The sequence below is a fragment of the Rhizobium sp. SVR5-2C genome, assembly GCF_056755115.1.
The window spans coordinates 32,897-51,644 of the sequence record NZ_JBNDHT010000016.1; the positions used below are offsets into that span (position 1 = coordinate 32,897).

The 18,748-nt window shown below is 59.7% G+C and carries 15 protein-coding genes and 3 pseudogenes; 12 read left to right on the top strand and 6 right to left on the bottom strand.

Annotated elements, in window-relative coordinates; all coding sequences use genetic code 11:
* Window positions 1-15 precede the first annotated feature (15 nt).
* From ACPYOI_RS07030 to ACPYOI_RS07040, 3 genes are all read left to right on the top strand, one after another.
* Window positions 16-396: a cupin gene (locus ACPYOI_RS07030; protein WP_168832867.1), complete on the top strand. Its 381-nt coding sequence runs from the start codon at window positions 16-18 to the stop codon at window positions 394-396.
* 11 nt (window positions 397-407) lie between these two features.
* Window positions 408-1,754, top strand: a complete 1,347-nt coding sequence (locus tag ACPYOI_RS07035) for an amidase (RefSeq protein WP_481422707.1) — start codon at window positions 408-410, stop codon at window positions 1,752-1,754.
* 80 nt (window positions 1,755-1,834) lie between these two features.
* Window positions 1,835-2,830 (top strand): ABC transporter substrate-binding protein, encoded by a 996-nt coding sequence (locus ACPYOI_RS07040; RefSeq protein WP_481422708.1) that lies wholly within the window; start codon window positions 1,835-1,837, stop codon window positions 2,828-2,830.
* 154 nt (window positions 2,831-2,984) lie between these two features.
* Here ACPYOI_RS07040 and ACPYOI_RS07045 read toward each other — a convergent pair.
* The 4 genes and pseudogenes from ACPYOI_RS07045 to ACPYOI_RS07060 form a co-directional block, all read right to left on the bottom strand.
* Window positions 2,985-3,982: pseudogene (locus ACPYOI_RS07045) on the bottom strand (IS5 family transposase).
* Between the two features lie 169 nt (window positions 3,983-4,151).
* Window positions 4,152-4,793, bottom strand: a complete 642-nt coding sequence (locus ACPYOI_RS07050) for a ThuA domain-containing protein (protein ID WP_168832919.1) — start codon at window positions 4,791-4,793, stop codon at window positions 4,152-4,154.
* A 16-nt stretch (window positions 4,794-4,809) separates the two neighbouring features.
* Window positions 4,810-5,910 carry a Gfo/Idh/MocA family protein gene (locus ACPYOI_RS07055; protein ID WP_481422709.1) on the bottom strand — a complete coding sequence of 367 codons (1,101 nt, stop codon included), beginning with the start codon at window positions 5,908-5,910 and terminating at the stop codon, window positions 4,810-4,812.
* 39 nt (window positions 5,911-5,949) lie between these two features.
* Window positions 5,950-7,155: an ROK family protein gene (locus ACPYOI_RS07060; protein ID WP_481422710.1), complete on the bottom strand. Its 1,206-nt coding sequence runs from the start codon at window positions 7,153-7,155 to the stop codon at window positions 5,950-5,952.
* Window positions 7,156-7,416: 261 nt separating this feature from the next.
* Between ACPYOI_RS07060 and ACPYOI_RS07065 the strand changes: the two genes are divergently transcribed.
* From ACPYOI_RS07065 to ACPYOI_RS07080, 4 genes are all read left to right on the top strand, one after another.
* Window positions 7,417-8,676 carry an ABC transporter substrate-binding protein gene (locus ACPYOI_RS07065; RefSeq protein WP_481422726.1) on the top strand — a complete coding sequence of 420 codons (1,260 nt, stop codon included), beginning with the start codon at window positions 7,417-7,419 and terminating at the stop codon, window positions 8,674-8,676.
* A gap of 69 nt (window positions 8,677-8,745) precedes the next feature.
* Window positions 8,746-9,684, top strand: a complete 939-nt coding sequence (locus ACPYOI_RS07070) for a carbohydrate ABC transporter permease (protein ID WP_168832915.1) — start codon at window positions 8,746-8,748, stop codon at window positions 9,682-9,684.
* Window positions 9,677-10,525 carry a carbohydrate ABC transporter permease gene (locus tag ACPYOI_RS07075; RefSeq protein ID WP_481422711.1) on the top strand — a complete coding sequence of 283 codons (849 nt, stop codon included), beginning with the start codon at window positions 9,677-9,679 and terminating at the stop codon, window positions 10,523-10,525. The genes ACPYOI_RS07070 and ACPYOI_RS07075 overlap by 8 nt, the downstream gene beginning before the upstream one ends.
* A gap of 21 nt (window positions 10,526-10,546) precedes the next feature.
* The gene (locus ACPYOI_RS07080) at window positions 10,547-11,617 is read left to right on the top strand and encodes an ABC transporter ATP-binding protein (RefSeq protein WP_481422712.1); all 1,071 of its coding nucleotides are present in this window, start codon (window positions 10,547-10,549) and stop codon (window positions 11,615-11,617) included.
* On the opposite strand, the pseudogene ACPYOI_RS07085 reads toward ACPYOI_RS07080, so the two are convergent.
* Window positions 11,605-11,900: pseudogene (locus tag ACPYOI_RS07085) on the bottom strand (transposase); the annotation flags it as partial. The gene ACPYOI_RS07080 and the pseudogene ACPYOI_RS07085 overlap by 13 nt on opposite strands.
* A 398-nt stretch (window positions 11,901-12,298) precedes the next feature.
* Between ACPYOI_RS07085 and ACPYOI_RS07090 the strand changes: the two are divergent.
* A pseudogene (locus ACPYOI_RS07090) lies at window positions 12,299-12,721 on the top strand (LysR family substrate-binding domain-containing protein); the annotation flags it as partial.
* Window positions 12,722-13,497: 776 nt separating this feature from the next.
* Here ACPYOI_RS07090 and ACPYOI_RS07095 read toward each other — a convergent pair.
* Entirely contained in the window at window positions 13,498-14,388 is an 891-nt protein-coding gene (locus ACPYOI_RS07095) for a LysR family transcriptional regulator (RefSeq protein WP_481422713.1), read from the bottom strand.
* Window positions 14,389-14,647: 259 nt separating this feature from the next.
* Here ACPYOI_RS07095 and ACPYOI_RS07100 point away from each other — a divergent pair, with 259 nt between their 5' ends.
* The 4 genes from ACPYOI_RS07100 (at window position 14,648) to ACPYOI_RS07115 (ending at window position 18,745) form a co-directional block, all read left to right on the top strand.
* On the top strand, window positions 14,648-15,736 hold the full coding sequence (locus ACPYOI_RS07100) for a mandelate racemase/muconate lactonizing enzyme family protein (protein WP_481422714.1): 1,089 nt from the start codon (window positions 14,648-14,650) through the stop codon (window positions 15,734-15,736).
* Window positions 15,737-15,811: 75 nt separating this feature from the next.
* A complete protein-coding gene (locus ACPYOI_RS07105) occupies window positions 15,812-16,924 on the top strand; it encodes an extracellular solute-binding protein (RefSeq protein WP_481422727.1) in 1,113 nt (370 codons plus the stop codon).
* Between the two features lie 22 nt (window positions 16,925-16,946).
* Window positions 16,947-17,897 carry an ABC transporter permease gene (locus ACPYOI_RS07110; protein ID WP_481422715.1) on the top strand — a complete coding sequence of 317 codons (951 nt, stop codon included), beginning with the start codon at window positions 16,947-16,949 and terminating at the stop codon, window positions 17,895-17,897.
* A complete protein-coding gene (locus ACPYOI_RS07115; protein ID WP_481422716.1) occupies window positions 17,894-18,745 on the top strand; it encodes an ABC transporter permease in 852 nt (283 codons plus the stop codon). The genes ACPYOI_RS07110 and ACPYOI_RS07115 overlap by 4 nt, the downstream gene beginning before the upstream one ends.
* Window positions 18,746-18,748 lie beyond the last annotated feature (3 nt).

The following is an 18,748-nucleotide window of genomic DNA, read 5'->3' on the forward strand; positions in this document are numbered from 1 at the left end:
AAAGGAAATGAATCCATGGCAATCAATAAATTACACGACGAATTTCATACGTTGGATATGTCTTCCGGCTGGGAAGTACCACAAGGCTATCCTTCCGGCATCCAGCAGAAAATCATATCCGGCTCATTGGACGAGACGAACAAGAAAGGCAGTCGCACACGCCTGCTGCGTTTCGACGCCGGCACCTTCACGACCAAGCCCTTCGTTCACGATTATTGGGAGGAGGTCTTCCTTGTCTCCGGCGATCTGACCGTCGGTAACGACGAAAACGGGCAGGGCGGCGAAGCCTTCGCGCCCTTTACCTATGCCTGCCGTCCACCGGGCGCATTCCATGGTCCCTTCCTGTCGAAGACCGGCTGCCTGCTTCTCGAAATTCACTATTTCGATCCGGCTTGAGGCGTAGCGCGATGTCCCCCGATGCCACTTTGAGAAGCCTTTCCGAAGATCTGGCGCATGGCAGGACGACGAGTCGCGCGCTCGTCGAAGCCTGCCTCCAGAGGATTGAAGATCCGGCGGGTGAGGGTCGGCGGGCCTTCATCGCGGCCGATAGAGAAACTGCGCTCGCTCAGGCAGATGCAATGGACAGGCTTCGGGCGGTAGGCGCGGAACCCTCCCGGTACGCCGGCATTCCCATATCGATCAAAGACCTGTTCGACGTAAGGGGTCAGGTCACCAAAGCTGGCGCCAAAGTACTGTCGGAGGCGAAGCCTGCAACGGAGGATGCGCCGGCTGTGGCACGTCTCCGCAGTGCCGGTTTCGTATTGATCGGCCGCGCCAACATGAGCGAGTTCGCTTTTTCCGGCCTGGGTCTCAATCCGCATTTCGATACGCCGCGTAACCCGTGGGACAGGAAAACGGGGCGCGTTCCTGGTGGCTCGACTTCTGGTGGCGCCGTGTCGGTCGTCGACGGAATGGCATATGCGACGCTCGGCACGGATACGGGCGGATCATGCCGGATTCCGGCTGCCTTTACCGGCATTGTCGGCTTCAAGCCGACGGCACGGCGCGTGCCGACAGATGGAGCAGTTCCGCTGTCGACCAGTCTCGATTCCGTCGGCCCGCTGGCCCGGAGCGTTGCCTGCTGCGCAGCGTTGGATGCTGTTATCGCCGACAGCTCGCTTGGAGATATTGTGCCCGCATCCATCGAAGGATTACGGCTTGCCGTGCCGAACACGCTGGTGCTCGACCGGATGGACGCGACGGTTTCCGCCGACTTCGATCGCGCTTTGTCCCTTCTATCGAGAGCCGGTGCCAGGATCACGAAGATCGACATCCCCGAATTTGCCGATATCGCCCGCATCAATGCCAAGGGCGGCTTTGCCGCCGCGGAAAGTTTTGCTTGGCATCGCGACTTGTTGAACCGGTATCCGGATCGCTACGATCCGCGCATCAAGATGCGGATCGAGCGCGGCCAGCAGATGTCTGCCGCAGACTACATAGATCTACAGGCTGCCCGCAAAGCCTACATCGCCGGTGTGACCCGAAGGATCCGAGACTTCGATGCCATCCTCTTCCCCACCGTTCCGATAGTCGCTCCGGCGATTTCGGAGCTGAACGACGACCAGTCGTTCACCGACCAGAATCTTCTTGTGCTCAGAAACTCAACGACGATCAATCTGTTGGATGGATGCGCTATCTCAATTCCAATGCACAGACAAGGCGATGCACCCACGGGTCTAACGATTGCAGGCCTGCCAGGACACGACACAGCGGTCTTCAGTGTGAGTTCCGCGATTGAAAACCTGTTTCGATAACGGCGTCGGGAAGTTGCAGCACGTCAGCGCGGATAAATTGGTCGCTCAATCTCAATTTGCGACCTGACAATTGACCCGCCTTGGAAGATCTTGGCGCCTACGGCAAGGCGCCAGCCTTAATTCGAAACCGCAAATTGAAGCTATTGGAGGGTAAAATGTATAGGTTGATGGTTGCTGATGTGGATTCCCCTTCATATTTCGTCGCGACGGCGGCCGTAAAACTGGGGTTCTTCAAGGCGGAGGGCGTCGATGTAGAATTCGTGCCGGAATATGGCGCTAAAAGCGGGCCAGAGAAACTCAAAGACGGTTCAATCCACTTTTTTGGTGGCCCGGCGTTCGCGGCGACGCGAGCCTTTCCAATGTGGAAAGGCGCCAAGCTCTTATGCGCCCTCGCGCAATATTCCTACTGGTTCATGGGGATCCGCAAGGATATCGACATTCCTCGCGGTGACGTCGCTGCCCTCAAGGGTCTGCGCATAGCATCCTCGTTCAAGTTTCCTCGGACGGCGCTGCGACACATGCTGATGGAGGCGGGCTTGAACCTCGATGACGTGCAGATCGTCGAGAGCCTAGCGTCGGAGTCGGAATGGCATAGTCTCGATGGCGTCAAAGCCATCGAGCAAAACCATGCGGATGCGTTTTGGGGCAATGGCATGCGGCTTGCCCTGGCAGAGAAGGCCGGTCTCGCCAAGTTGCATCTCGATCTGCGACGTGGCGATGGACCGCACGGAGCGCAATACTACAACTTCGCTGCCCTCACAGTCACAGACGCGCTGATCAAGAATGAACCTGAAATTGCCGCCGCCGCCATCCGCGCAATACGGGCGACACAGCAGGCGTTGAAAGCGGACGCATCCCTCGCACGACAGGTGGGTGCCGACCTTCTCTTCCCTAAGGATCAGACCGAACTCATTCCCACCCTCGTGGCCCGGGATAGTCCTTATTACACTGCGGACATCGGGGCGGAGGCAATCGAAGGGCTTAACAGGTTCGCTTACGCCAATGGGCTGACAGAGCGAAAGCTGAATCCAGACGAGATAGTCGCGACACAATTCAGCGAGCTCTGGACCAGCTGATCTTGAGCATCAGTTCGGGGCGGTCCCACGTTTGTCGTCGTACGCCTCATTGCCCTGCATCGCTTGCAATTCTCGGGGCGGACGATGTGCCGTCTTTTGCGGCGTTGGTGCGCGGATAGTTATGCAGGCGCTATTCAGTCTTTGATGACGTTGGTCATTTTGTCGCCGGCGTCGTCGCCTTGCACCGCACGGATTTCGGGCGTGCACAGATGAGCATTCGGTTAAGGATGGCGACGCCGATGGCAGCCTCCGTCTGTTGAGCGGGGAATGCCCGGGCCTGCAAACGCCGCCCGATGATGCTCTTATATCTGCCCATCGCCGTTTCAACCAAAGCCCGCTTGCCATAGCCGGTGGAGGCCTGCCATTTCAGCCGGCCGTCGTTTGGATTGATGCGACATGACGATCCCATTGGTTTGGCGATTCTGTGTCTTGCCTTGCGACCGCAGTTGATCGCGGCGGAATGACGACCTTTGCCTCGGCACTGTGGCACAGGACGGCGTCATACGTTGGATCGCCATCATAGGCGCCATCGGCGGTGAGCTGGCCAATCTCATCGTCGATCTGATCGAGCAACGGCTCGACCTGCGAGGCGTCGCCGGTGTCGTGATCTGTGAGCGCATGCGCAATGATCTCGCCACTGCCGGCATCAAGCGCCACATGCAGCTTACGCCAACCACGGCGGGACTTTGCGCTGTGCTTTTCTTCCAACCATTGGCCCGCGCCATAGATCTTCAGCCCGGTGTTATCGACCAGAACATGAAGGGGTCCAACCGCCACAGGTTGACGGCCATTGCCTTGGGCAGGCGGCTTCCAGGTTCTTGCCCGCCGGCTGAGGGTCGTGTGATCAGGTACCGGCAGATCCAGGCCCATCAACGTAAGCACCGAGCCCAGCAATCCTTCGCCCTGGCGGAGCGGTAACCGAAACACCATGCCGAGCGTCAAGGTGGTTTCGATGGCGATATCTGAATAGCGCGGCTGGCCACCGCGTGTCTTGCGTCGTGGCGCAGCCCATCCGGCAAGTGCTTCCGGCGTCAGCCACAGCGTCAGACTGCCGAGACGGCGAAGGCCCGCTTCATACTCCCGCCAGTTCGTCACCCTGAATTTCATCTTGCAGATGCGATGACGGCGGGCGGCGTTGTGCTTATGCGGCATGGTGTGCGGATCAATCACGCTGTTTGCGATTGCGGACCCATAGGCGGAAATCGTTGAAATTTGATCCCTGCACCAATGCTCGCGCCGGATGCTTCTTGTTATCGCCAAGACCTGCTGCGCAAGGATGGCTGGCCCCGCACATCGCGGCGGGGCCAGAGTGTAGCGATCGTCAGCGGGCCGCCCAGTTGGCGCCGCGGCGGAAGATGGTCTTCATCTGCGGCACATCGAATTCCTTGGCCTGGTGGCCGAGCGAGGAATAGAAGACACGGCCCTTGCCATAGTGGCGCTTCCAGACGACGGGCATCACGACGCCATTGATCCAATAGGCATGGTCGCCGGTGAAGGTCGTGGTGGCGAGCACTTCGTTCGAAGGATCGACGTGCATGTAGTACTGCTCCGACGTGTAGGGGAAATCGGTGATTCCCTCCATGAGCGGATCATCGGGCCGGGTGATGTTGACGGTATAGTCGATGATATTGCCGGGATGCGCGACCCATTGGCCGCCGATGATGAACTGGTATTCGACGCTTTCGCGGAAGCTGTCGCCCGCGCCGCCATGGTAGCCGGCAATGCCGACGCCGCTTTCGATCGCCGCGGCAAGGTTTTTCACTTCTTCCTTTTCGATCTTCGACATGGTGACGATCGGCACGATCAGGCTGAGATCATGGATCGACGGATCGGCAAAAGCTTCGGTGCTGTTTTCGAGATAGACCTTGAAGCCGTCTTCTTCCAGCATGTCGCGGATGATATGGGCGCATTCCTGCGGTTCGTGGCCGCTCCAGCCGCCCCAGACGATAAGTGCTTCGCGCATATTGCATTTCTCCTGATTAGCGGCCGATTTTTCCCTCTACGAGGGACTCGGACAAGGGGGCCGGACGTTCTGTCTTGGTGGTGATGGCGACCGTGCGGCCGGTGTCGGACGCCGTCTGGAAGGCTTCCATGACTTCGAGCACATGCAGCGCCAGGCTGCCGTTGGCGCGATGCGGCCGGTTGGAGCGGATGGCATGGGCAAGGTCGGCGACGCCGAGCGAGCGATAGTTGCCGTCGGCATAGGGTGCCGTCACTTCGCGCTCCTCGAACTGGCCGCCCTTCTTCAGGAACTCGACCGGGCCGGCGAAGCGGTTCGGATCGGGAACGATCAGCGTGCCCTCGGTGCCGTAGACCTCGAGCGGAACATGCTTGTGGCCGGCGACGTCGAAGCTCATGCCGATCTGCACGACCGCGCCGTTGGCAAAAGCCATGACGCCGGCGACGTGGGTCGGCACGTGCACGGGAATGTGTTCGCCATTGCGCGGTTCGCTGGTGATGATGCGTTCCTTGCGCGGCGTTGCCGCGAAACCGGCGACCTGCGCGACAGGCCCGAGCAGGTTGACGAGATCGGTGATGTAGTAGGGACCCATGTCGAGCATCGGGCCGCCGCCGACTTCGTAGTAGAAGGCCGGGTTCGGATGCCAGCGTTCATGACCCGGGCACATGAAGGTCGCGGTTCCGCCGACCGGAATGCCGATCGCGCCTTCGTCGATAATGGCTCGCGCCGTCTGATGGCCGCCGCCGAGGAAGGTATCGGGCGCGGCGCCGATGCGCAGACCCTTGGCGGCCGCCGCATCGGCAAGCCTCTTGCCTTCGGCGAAATTGATGCCGAGCGGCTTTTCCGAATAGGTGTGCTTGCCGGCATCGAGCGCCTGCAGGCCGACCGCGACATGGGCCTTCGGGATCGTCAGGTTGACGATGATCTCGACGGAGGGATCGGCCAGCAGAGACGCGACATCGACGGCCTTCAGGCCGAATTCGGCGGCCTTGGCTTCTGCCAGCTCGCGGTTCAGGTCCGCAACGCCGCGGATATCGAGAATGGGGAATGATTTCATCGCGTTGAGATAGGCACCGGAAATGTTTCCGCAACCGATGATGCCAATGCCGACCTTTTCCATAACTTCCTCCAAATGAAGTATCTTGTTGTGCCTTGGGGATCAGAGCGCCGGAGCAGGCCCGGTGGTTCCCCAGGGTGATTCATAAAGTTCGCGCAGAGCGACGACTGCGGCGCCCTGCGCCCAGGTTTCATCCGTTGACTGGTCGAAGACGAGTTCGGTGACGCCCTTGATCGAGGGCGGGATCGCCACGGAATAAGCCTGCCGCAGGCTGTCGAGAAAGGGTTGGCCAAGCGCAAGGCTGGAGCCGACGAGAATGACGCGTGGCGGCGCAAACAGCGTCACGATATTGGCGAGCGCCATGCCACATGCCTCGCCGGCGCGGATCGCGGCGCTGATCAGGGTGCTGTCTTCGGCGGCGATCAGGGTTTTTGCATGCGCCATGCCGCGACCAAGCCGGATCGCCTCGGCAAAGCGTCCGCCGGTCGGCTGGTCGCCGAGGATGGCGCTTTCGCCGGCCTGGCTCGCGAGCCTGATGGTGCCCTGCGGCCCGATGCCGAGCACGAGGTCGCCGAGATTGTGGCTGAGGCCGCCGGCGCCGCGGAAAAGCTGGCCGGCGTGCAGAACGCCGAGGCCAAGTGTCTGTTCCAGCGACACCAGCACCATGTCGTCGAGGTCCTTGGCCTGTCCGAACCAATGGTGCGCCAGCGTGATGGCGTGAGCGTCGCTCTCGACGATGGTGGCGATTCCGAGGCGCTCGGTCATCTCGGCCGCGAAATTGACGCCGCTTTCGCGGAAGATCGGGCTGGTGCGGACACGGCCGGTGCGGTGTTCGATGACGCCGGGCAGGCCCAGGCAGACCGAATCGATCTCTTCCAGCGACAGGTTGGCATCGACGACGCAACGCCTGACCCCATCCTCGATCAGATCGGCAATGACGCTGATGGGCTGGCGGTCGACGCGCAGCGCCAGCGTCAGTTTCGACAGGACCTCGCCCCGAAAGTCGGCAACGACAAACACCATCCTGTTGGCGGCGATCTTGGCGCCGACGACCCTTGCGGCATCCGGGTTCAGCTCCAGCATGACCCGCGGTCGGCCACGGGCGGCGGCCTCGCGCAGGTCGCCTTCGGTACGGGCAAGGATGAGGCCGTCATCGAGCAACGAAGCCGTGATCGCAGAGACGGTGGTCGTCGACAGTTGCGTGCGTTCGCTGATTTCGACGCGTGCGATCGAACCCGCCCGCCGGATGGTATCCAGCACGTTGAAGCGGTTTATCGCCCGCATAAGTTCGGGATCTGCTGTTTTCATGAAAATCTTGCCGAGTGGGATCTCCGCCTCGGCGACGGCTTGATATTTTTGACGGGATGCGAATTAAATACTCTATGGTTGTTGCCTGGTGTCAAGCCGTATTGCCGAAATTTTGGGGTCGGTGGTTGACATTTCGGCAAAGCTCCGCTGAATTAATCCGCGTAAGGGAAAAATTCTTTGAAGCTCTTATTCCCTTGGGAGGAGAAGATCATGTTTTACTAACGTAGGGCGAAGGCCCTCCGGCGGACGCGTGTTGCCGCCATTGCTGCCGCGACCGGTCTTGCCATGCTCTTGGGCGCCGGCAGCGCCGCGGCGGAAACTGTCGTCAAGTGGCTGCACCTGGAACTCGATCCGAACTATGTCGCCATCTGGCGCAAGATCGCGAATCAGTACGAAGCGCAGCATCCGGGCGTGAAGGTCGAGATGCAATTCCTGGCGAACGAAGCCTTCAAGGCAAAGCTGCCGACTTTGTTGCAGTCGAACGACGCGCCGGACTTCTTCTACACCTGGGGCGGCGGCGTGCTGAAGCAGCAGGAAGAGACCGGCACGCTGATGGATCTGACCTCGGCGATGAACGCGAAGGATGGCGCCTGGGTGAAGACCTATAACCCGGCGGCCATCAAAGGCCTGACCTTCGACGACAAGATCAGCGCCGTGCCGTTCAAGCTCGGTACCGTCTCGTTCTTCTACAACAAGGCGCTGTTTGCCAAGGCCGGTGTCGACGCCAGCGCGATCAAGACCTGGGACGACTATCTCGCCGCGGTCAAGAAGATCAAGGATGCGGGTATCGTACCGATCGCCGGCGGCGGCGGCGAGAAGTGGCCGATCCACTTCTACTGGAGTTATCTGGTGATGCGTGACGGCGGCCAGAAGGTCTTCACCGACGCCAAGAACGGCCAGGGCAACGGCTTCAACGATCCGGCGATCATCAAGGCCGGCGAACAGCTCGCCGAACTCGGCAAGCTCGAGCCCTTCCAGCCCGGCTATCTCGGCACCACCTGGCCGCAAGCGCTCGGCGTCTTCGGAGACGGCAAGGCGGCAATGATCCTCGGCTTCGAAAACACCGCAGCCAACCAGCGCACCAATGCCGGCGACGGCAAGGGCCTCGCCGACGACAATATCGGCCGTTTCGCCTTCCCGGCGGTGACCGGCGGCGCCGGCCTTGCAACCGACACGCTGGGCGGTCTCAACGGCTGGGCCGTGACGAAGAAAGCCCCGCCGGAAGCGCTCGACTTCCTCGCCTATCTGACCAACGCCGAGAATGAGCGGACCATGGCGCAGGCCGGCATGATCATCCCGGTCACCATCGGCTCCGAGGATGGCGTGAAGAGCCCGCTAATGCACGCATCGGCCGAGCAACTGGCGCATTCGACCTGGCACCAGAACTTCTTCGACCAGGATCTGGGTCCGTCCGTCGGCCGTGTCGTCAACGACATTTCGGTCGGCATCGTCTCCGGCCAGATGACCCCGAAGGACGGCGCCCAGCAGGTGCAGGACGCATTCGAGCAAGACCAGCTCTAAGAGAGACGGACGCCGGCGGTCCGCCGCTGGCGTCATCGATTTTCTGAATTCCGAGTATCAGGATTGTTCATGACGAACATCACCGCAACGACCGCCCTCGGGCCTACCGCGCAGGCGAAATCGACGACGCGACGCAAGAGCCCGGCAGCGCGCGGTCGAATGCCCGTGATCCTTCTGTTTTTGCCGCCTGCACTGCTGCTTTTTACCATCTTCGTCATCCTGCCGATGGGAGAGGCCGCTTGGTACAGTCTCTACAAATGGAACGGCTACGGTCCGCCGACGGAGTTCATCGGTCTGCGTAACTTCCAGGTTCTGTTCAAGAACTCGGCGTTCCTGACCGCACTCAAGAACAACGCGCTGATCATCCTGATTTCCATCTGCATTCAGGTGCCGCTTGCCATCTGGCTCGCGACCATGCTCGCAAACCGCATTCGCGGCGTCGTGCTGTTCCGGCTGATCTTCTTTCTGCCGTATGTCCTTGCGGAAGTTGCCGCCGGCCTCATCTGGCGCTTCGTCTACGACGGCGACTATGGCCTGTTTGCCGCGATTTCGCATTTCCTCGGCGTGGAGACGCCTTACGTTCTCGCCGACAAGAACCTTGCGATGTATGCGGTGCTCGCTGTCATCGTGTGGAAATATTTCGGTTTCCATATGATGCTGTTCATCGCCGGCCTGCAGTCGCTCGACAAGAGCGTGCTCGAGGCGGCCGAGATCGACGGCGCCACCGGCTGGCAGAAATTTCGCTATGTCACCCTGCCGCTGCTTGGTTCGACGCTGCGCCTGTCCGTGTTCTTTGCGGTCGTCGGCTCGCTGCAGCTCTTCGATCTGATCATGCCGCTGACCGGCGGCGGACCGTTCAACTCGACGCAGACGATGGTGACCTTCCTCTACAATTTCGGCGTCACCCGCATGCAGGTCGGCCTCGGCAGCGCGGTCGGCGTGGTGCTGTTCGTGATCTGCGTCACCCTCGCTTTCGGCTACAAACGGATATTTATGCGCAATGACTGACATGGCTTCATCCGTTCGCATGCGCACCGGCACGAAAATCTATCTCTACGTGTCGCTGACGATCATCGCCGCCATCGTGCTGATCCCGCTGCTGACGACTGCGCTTGGCGGCTTCAAGTCGCTAGGCGATCTCAGGACCAATCCGTTCGGACTGCCCACCGAGTGGCATTTCGAGAATTATACCGGCATCCTGTTCGGCGACCGCTACTGCCGGCAGATGATGAATTCGCTGATCATCGCGCTGCTGACCGTGTTCCTGACGGTATCGGTATCGGCGATGGCGGCTTTCACCTTCGCCCATGTCAAATTTTTCGGATCCAACTTCCTGCTGAACTATTTTCTGATCGGCCTGATGTTCCCGGCGGCAACGGCGATCCTGCCGCTGTTCATCCGCATCCGCGATCTCGGCCTGCTCAATACCTATTGGGGCGTGGTATTGCCGCAGGTGGCCTTCGGGCTCGGCATGAGCATTCTCCTCTTCAGGAATTATTTTCGCAACCTTCCGGAAGAATTGTTCCAGGCGGCCTTCGTCGACGGCTGCGGCTATATCCGGTTCTTCTGGCACATCTCGCTGCCGCTTTCCCGGCCGATCGTCGCCACCGTCAGCATCATTTCCTTCGTCGGCAGCTGGAACAGCTACATCCTGCCGCTGATCATGCTCAATTCGGACTCGATCTACCCCTGGCCGCTTGGCATGATGGTCTATAGCGGCGAGTTCGGCACGGAGTGGGAACTGGTGCTGGCGTTCATTACGCTGACCATCATGCCCACCATCATCGTTTTCTTTCTTGCGCAGAAGCACATCATCGCCGGCCTGACCGCCGGTGCGGTGAAGTCCTGAGCCACAATCGGAGCAAGGCCTATGGCATCCGTCGAACTTCACAATATCCGCAAGGCCTATGGCGCGATGGACGTCATTCACGGCATTTCACTCGCCATCGAGGACGGCGAGTTCATCGCCCTCGTCGGGCCTTCGGGCTGCGGGAAATCGACGCTGCTGCGCATGATCGCCGGGCTCGAGGAGATCACCGACGGCGATGTTTCGATCGGCGGGCAGGTGGTGAACAGCATGACCCCGCGCGAGCGCAATATTGCGATGGTCTTCCAATCCTACGCGCTTTATCCGCACATGACCGTCGCCGAGAACATGGGCTTCAACCTGAAACTGTCGGGCGAAACGAAGCCGGTCATCGAACAGCGGGTGAGCGAGGCGGCGCGCATGCTCGACCTTACCAAGCTGCTCGATCGCAAGCCGGCGCAGCTCTCTGGCGGCCAGCGCCAGCGTGTCGCCATGGGCCGCGCCATCGTGCGCAATCCGGCCGTCTTCCTTTTCGATGAGCCGCTGTCGAATCTCGACGCCAAGCTGCGCGTGCAGATGCGCTCGGAGATCAAGGCGCTGCACCAGAAGGTGCAAACTACCTCAGTCTACGTCACGCATGATCAGATCGAGGCAATGACGCTAGCGGACCGTATCGTGGTTCTGAACCAGGGGCGCATCGAACAGCAGGGCACGCCGATCGAACTCTATCGCCAGCCGGCCAATCTCTTTGTCGCCGGCTTCATCGGTTCGCCGGCGATGAATTTCCTCGATGGCGTGGTGGACGGCGTCGCCGGCGCGCCCGCGGTCCGGCTCAAGGACGGAACAGCGGTGCGCATTGCCGATGCGCGCAAGGTAAAGCCGAGCCAGTCCGTCAAGATCGGGCTTCGGCCGGAGCATCTGAGCCTGTCAGCCAATGGATCGCCCTTGAGCGGCCAGACGCTGCTGGTCGAACCGACGGGCGCGCAGACGCATGTGCTCTTCGAGCTTGCCGGCGAGCAGGTGACCGCCGTCGTCGACGGCGAGGCACCCGTGCGTTATGGCGAACAGCTGAAGGTCGCCGTCAATGCCGAGCAAGTCTACGTTTTCGACAGTGGCAGCGGCCTGGCACTGTAAAAGCCGATTTCAACTCGGATGGCGGCCGACTTGTGGGAACCGAGGTTATCCATCACGACGATGTCACCGGGTTCGAACACCGGTAGGAGTTGCTGCTCGACACAGGCTCGGAAGCACTGACTGTTGATCGGTCCATCGAAGACACAAGGTGCGGCAAGCCGATCGCAGCGCAGCACGCCGAGGAAGGTCAGGGTGCGCCAATGGCCGTGCGGGGCGAAGCTGCGCAGGCGTTTTTTCCCCTCGGCCCCCAGCCTCGAAGCGGCGGTGGCTCCCATTTCAGATATCGAACTTAGGCGGTGGACTAGTCTTGAGACCGTCGCAGAAGCAGACGAGCGCCTGTGTAATCACCATTTGTAATTTCGACGCCATGAGCGGCATAAGCGGCTTTGATCTTTTCTTTGGTCGCTTCGGTTGCCAATCCAGTCGACTCGAATCGATGCACTGTCGAGAATGCGATTCCGGCATTTTTAGCCAGGTCTCTGACCGACCATTTTAGTATCGCGCGAGCGGCCCTATTTGCTTCCGGCGTAAGTGCAGCCATAAAAACCCACAAAATGAATACGGGTGTAGCGAAAACGCTTGACGCCGTTGATTCGAGTAGCTATCACTACGCTTGTAAGCGCGATGTGGCGATTCTTCCAGCCGCAGTCCTTGCCGCGCGCGCCCATGACGCCCTTCTGATTCTTCTCCATTGCCCATGAGCGCTATCTGCTGGCGGTTGCAAGGACGAGCCCGCTTGCCGGGATGGAGGAGATCGGCATCGAGGATCTACGCTCTCAGAAGATCATCTCGTTCAATAGGCAGAACCTCTCCTTCACCGAACGCTACTTCAATGAGAAGTTCGAGGAATATGATCTGACCAAGAACATCGCCTATAGCTGCGATGACACCTACTCCTTGGTCTCGCTCGTCTCGGCCGGGCTTGGCATCGGCTTTGCGCCGGAATGGACACAGGATCTGCCGAACCGGGCTTTTGAGCTGAAGCCGGTCAGGGGTATCGATTTCAGGATCGGGTTAGGCGTTGCCTGGAACAAGGAAGATCCGACCGCCTCGCGCGATGACATTGTCGATATTGCGCGATCGCTGGCGAGGCCGGGGCGGTGAAGGGAAAATCCAGCCGCTACCCCGTTCAAGTCGGATTTTCCGGCACTACCACGGGAAATTTTTTCTAGCAGAAAGCAAGCGGTGCTTAAGAGATTCTGGCGACGCGTCTTATCCGCGTTTTGAATGCGGATGTATTATGGCAACGTTCATTTACGGCAGCCATGGAAGCCTGGTCTTAGGTTTGTCGCAAAAATTGAGGCAGCCGCGAAGCCGGCCGATTGTCGCGGCTGCTCAGAAGGCGCCGGCCAGGATGGCAATCATTGCAAGCCGGCGATATCGCCTCCGGTGACTGTATGACGAGACATCTTTTCGCTTCCCGGCGAGAGAGCCGTTCACGGAGGTAGAAGCCGGTCGGTTCACTCTGAGCTCTGATGGGAGGCACCTTTCAAGAGGCTGACAACGGTCGCTCCGCCGAACACCGCGAGGATCACGGGTGTTGCCACGAACATCCTCGCACCCATCAAATCTTCACCGATGCATCCCACCGCATCAGAATGGCGCGTAAACCGCCGAGCATCTCAGCCAAGCGGTAGAAGCAATACTTCCGGCGAGCGCCATTTGCGCATGGCCGGTAATCCGAAGACCTCCCCGTCATCGGTGTGATACGTCACGACCCGGCTATAGCCACCGTCGCGGCCCAGCAGTCGGTTTAGCGGCTCCAACCCCGCGAGCGCGTCAGGTTATGTCGTGCTCTTCCTGGCCTCTATGTGTGGTGGGCCGGCTTGTTGATCCACTTAAGAGGAGAGCCCGCAGGTGTCCTTACAAAAGTGATCCGATCAAGGCCAGTTTTCATCAGGGGAAATAGGTCTGACGTAACTCCAGAACGTCTCCGATGCCACACTCAGCTTTTCCCGCGGTCGAAAAAGGCGGATCTCCATTGGGATGCTCCAATGCACGCCGCCGGCCTCAACGAGCGTTCCGTTGGCGAGCTCGGTGCGCACCACACTTGCCGGGACCCATGCAACTCCTCTGCCTTCCAGGACCAAACCAAGCAGCAGCGCCAAATGTGAGGTGGCGACAGGGATGAGTTTCGGTTTCAAATTCTCGATGTCGAAAACCGTGCCGAATATTCGCCCCAAACCCGTCTGTTTTTCATAGGCGAGCAGCGGAATCGAGTCTGTCGCGCCGGCGTCGAGACGGTAGAGGGGCTTGCCCTCCCCATCGGTGGCGACGACAGGCATCAGGCGGTCAGGCAGAATGGAAATCCATGTGAATTCATCGGCGGGCAAGCGGAATGCCATGCCGTCATAGTGATGGCAGAGCAGGAATTGAGCTCGCCCTTGGAGCATATCGTATTCGCATGGCTCGAGGCCACCCGAAGTCAGGTGAATGCCGTCGATCTTGAACTTGCCAGTGATGGTCCTCAGCCATTTCGGAAAGAAATTCAGTGAAAGAACCTGTGTTGCCGCAAAGCGCAGGGTCGCCTTCGAACTCTGTTCTATCTCCTGGACCACCTGGCGCGCCTTGTTGATTCTGTCGAGAATTTCGGTTGCGTGCTCCAGGAATTGACGACCTGCATCGGTCAGCTCTGCGGGATGCGAGCTGCGGTCGACAAGCGTGGCACCTGCCCAGTCTTCAAGCATTCTGATCCGGCGGCTAAAGGCGGGCTGAGTGACATTGCGCAACTCTGCCGCACGCGAAAAGTTGCCGCTCTTGGCAAGTTCCACGAAATCCATCAGCCATGCGGAATCCATTGGGACAACCACGCGTAATAATTGTATTTGAAATCGGCATTGGTGACGAAATCTTTAAGTTGATACTACGGAGTCACGGCTGGAGTGGCAAGGGCGGAGGAAGGTGGAGCATTGCTGACGAGCGAGGAGAGGCATGCCGTTTTGCGAGCGTGGCGATGATCGTCCTATCTGTGCGACTTTCCAGGAAATCCAGCCCCAGTTCCTGTCGCCTTAGAAAATTCAAGAGGATAAGATGACGATCAAGTCGGCTCGCGTAACCGCATATTCGGCCCCCTATGAGGAGCCCATCACCAACGGCCTTTACACCTATACGCACACGGAAATCGTCGTGGTCGAGCTGGAAACCCGTTCCGGTGTGGTCGGCGTTGGCTGGACACATGGTGGCAAGATCGTTTATGAAGCGCTGCGTGAAATCGCAGAAGTTGTAGTCGGCCAGCCCCTGAATACCGAGCGCATCTGGAGCCTGATCTACCGTCCCAAGCTCTTTGGCCGCCGCGGCCTCGAGACCCGCGCGCAGAGCGCAGTCGATATCGCCGTCTGGGATGCTATCGGTAAGGAATGTGGCCGCTCCGTCCACCAGATGCTTGGTGGCTATCGCGACTCCGTCCCGGCCTATGTCGCCGGCGGTTACTACGGCAAGGGAAAAGGCCTTGACGGCCTGCAGAAGGAAGTTTCCGCAAAGACCGCAAAGGGCGCCAAGGCGATCAAAATGAAGATCGGCGCCGTGCCTCTGGGCGAGGATTTCGCCCGCGTCGACGCCGTCATCGAGGCCGTCGGTCCCGGCGTTTCCGTCCTGACGGACGCCAACAACGCCTATAACAGGCTGGACGCCCTGAAGATGGCGCGCTTTCTAGAAGAGCGCGGCTGCTACTGGTTCGAAGAACCGCTTTCGCCGGAAGACAATGCCGGCGCCGCCGACCTCGTGCGCCGCACGGATATTCCGATCGCGCTTGGCGAAAACGAATATACCGTTACCGGTTTTCGCGAACTCATTGTTGCTGGCGCAGCTGATGTGCTCAACGCCGATGCGCAGATTCTCGGCGGCATTACGGAATGGCAGAAATGCGCACATTATGCCGACGCCAATCATATCCCGGTGGCGCCGCACGGCGACCAGGAAATTCACGTCCATCTGGTGGCGGCCGTACCGAATGGCCTCATTGTCGAATATTACGACAATAGCCTCAACCGGCTGAAGGACGCCATGTTCAATCAGCAACTCGAGGTCAATGCCGATGGCTCCATCAGCGCCCCGACGCGCCCGGGCCTTGGCTTCGACCTCAACCATGCTGCGATGGAGAAGTTCAAGATCCACGGCTGAAGAATGCCGGCGCTTCGGACCTGTCCGGAGCTCCGGAACACGCTTGTTCCAAGGAGGAGGAAACAATTGTTCAAGATGAAGACATGGATGGCCGCCGCGGCTTTCACCGCGCTTGGCACGCTTTCGACGGGCGCCTATGCCCAGGACGGTAAGCCCGGCGACGAACTGGTTGTCTATACCGGCACAGGCATTCCAACGGATTTCGCCGACGCCCTCGTTGAGCCATTCTCCAAGCACATGCAGGAGAAATACGGCGTTCCGGTGCATGTGCGCACCGTGCCCGGGGCGATCCCGACAGTCTGGGCCCAGCTTCAGACGGAATGGCCAAATCCGAGCGGCGACGTCTACTGGCTCTACAACCAGAACATCCGGGCAGGTATCGATCTCGGCTATTGGATGCCGTTGCAGGACAAGTTCACTGCTGATGAGTGGACAAGCTTTGATCAAGGGGCCATGAAGACCCTCAATACCAAGGGTTACTCGGCACCGATCGAAATCTCCGCCTGGGTTCTCGTCGTGCAAAACAGTCTTGCCGAGGGTGCCGTCAGCTCCATGGACGATCTCGGCAAGGAGGAATTCGCCCATCGCATCACCTTCGATTCCGCCCTCTCTGTTGGTTCCGGCTATAATGCGATTGCCGCAGCGGCCACCATCCGCGGGGACGACTGGCACACATGGTTCCAGAACGGCCAGTTCAATGAAGAGGCTGCTCGGCCGGCTTTCGACCTGGTCGCCAAGTGGGCCAAGAACGCGCTGACGTTGACCCAGGGGTCCGGTTCCATCCGTCCGCTCCTGCGCCGCGGTGAATCGCTGATCTCGGCATGGTGGTGGCACAATGCGGTGGAAGAGCTCAAGGCCGGCACGCCGGTGCATATCGTTGAGCCCAAGGAAGGCGTGGTCGCGCTGGTACAGTCTGGCCCGGTGATTTCGTCGAAGACGAAAAATCCGATCGCAGCCGTCGAATGGGCGAAATTCGTGCATTCTGCCGAAGCAAACGAGATCGCCCAGAAGGTCGGCTACCTCAACAAGCTGCCGCGCACCGGCGAATCTGCATCGCCCCAATGGCAAGATTTCGCCAGCAAGGCGAAGATGCTCTGGGTCGACGATTTTCGCGATGCCATGCTCGACCCCGCCTACAACGAAAAAGTACTCGACCTCTACAATCGGGTCGTGATCCAAGGGCAATAACCCTCTCACACGCGGGAATTCAATGACAGTCCTTCGTCCTCCCACGGAAGAAGCTCGTTCGCCGATGCTTTCGTTAACACCGGAAGCTTCGGCAGACGATGACGGCTACAAGACATTGCGCCGGCGCATTCTCCGCGAAAAGATCTTCTTCCGCCTTTGCACGCTGCCTGCCATCTTCGTGACCAGCCTGGTCGCGCTCATTCCGCTCGGGCTGTTGTTCGTCAATAGTCTGAGGAACCAGCGAAGCGGCGCGTTTTCGCTCGAATATTATATCGCCTCGTTCGGCAGTGCTTTCTTCATGCGCACGCTTGCGACCACGATCCTGATGGCTTTCGGGGTTGCGGTCATCTCCATCCTGCTTGCGCTGCCCATGGCCTATCTGCTTGCTCGCAAAACGCTACTGCGCAACTTCATCATGCCGATCATCACCATCCCGCGCATGCTGCCCTTCGTGGTCATCGGTTATGCGATGATCCTGCTGCTTGCGCCGATGACGGGTGTCGTCAACAAGGTCCTGCTTGCGCTTGGCATCCTGTTGCAGCCAGCCTTCATTCTTTTCGACTGGCCGGGGCAGGCAATCGCCTTTACCTATAGCGGCGTCGTGGTCGCGACCGCGGTATTGACGGGCGTGCTGATGTCGGTCGATCCTCAGCTTGAGGATGCCGCCGTCAGCATGGGGGCGACGCGCCTGCGCACCTTCTTCATCATCACCGTTCCGCTCGCCATTCCGGGCATCATTGCTGCGAGCGCTCTGATCTTAACGTCGGTCGTAACATCCTATGCCATTCCGGTCATGTTGAACGGACGCGTTCCCTACATGGTATCCCTGCTCGTCTCGGCAAATCTGCTGACGCTTCAGCAGCCGCATCTGGCTTACGCGCAAGCGGTCATCGTTTCCGTGCTTGCGATTGGCGTCACAGCTCTGTCGCAACTCATCCTCATGCGCTACGGGCGGCAAGGAGGTGAACGATGAGCGCCGATATCGAAACCGTGACAACCCGCCGCTGGACATTCGGCGGCCTCTTCGGCAAAGGCTTGCTGACCATTTATGTCGGCCTCATGCTGATCTGGCTGCTCTTTCCGATCGTGCTTGTGCTTCTCGCCTCCTTTCAGGGCAAGCTCGAGGTTTCCCTATCGCTGAGCGATGTTTCTCTCGAAGCCTACAAGGCCATTCCCCCTGCCTATTGGGAGGCCTTCTGGTTTACCGTGCGTATCGCCTTGACCGCGACGATCGTCGCGCTTCTCGTGGCCGTACCGGCGGCCTGGGCCATGAGCCGCGGAAGGCTGTCTGGCAGTCGTCTGATGAGCAATCTCGTGCTTATTCCCGATGTGGTGCCTCAGCTAATCCTCGGCATCGCTTTGCTGACAGTGCTTATCCCGCTGCACCTGTCCAACAGCTTTGCCGGTGTGCTGCTCGCACTCGTGGCACTCAGCCTATCCACTGGCCTGCGCTTCACGGAGGCCCTGCTTGCCGGCCTGCCGGAAGAGTACGAGCATGCAGCCCATACGCTTGGCGCCGGGCGGCTGACGACGTTTCGCATCGTCACCCTGCCATTGATTGCGCCCGGCATCGCCATCGCGGCCCTGTTCATCTTCATGCAGAATCTCGTGACCTTCGAGCTTCTGTTCTTCATCGCCGGTCCCAATGCGACTCCGATTTCGATCAGGCTGTTCAGCGATATCGTTGATCGTGGCGTGGTTCCCTATGCCGTCGCCATGGCCGGAATTCTCGTCTACGTCGCGATCGCTTTCTACACGATGGTCGCGGTCGTCTTAGGCCCCAAATACATGGCGGGCTCCGTCATGAGCCGTAAAGGTTGAACA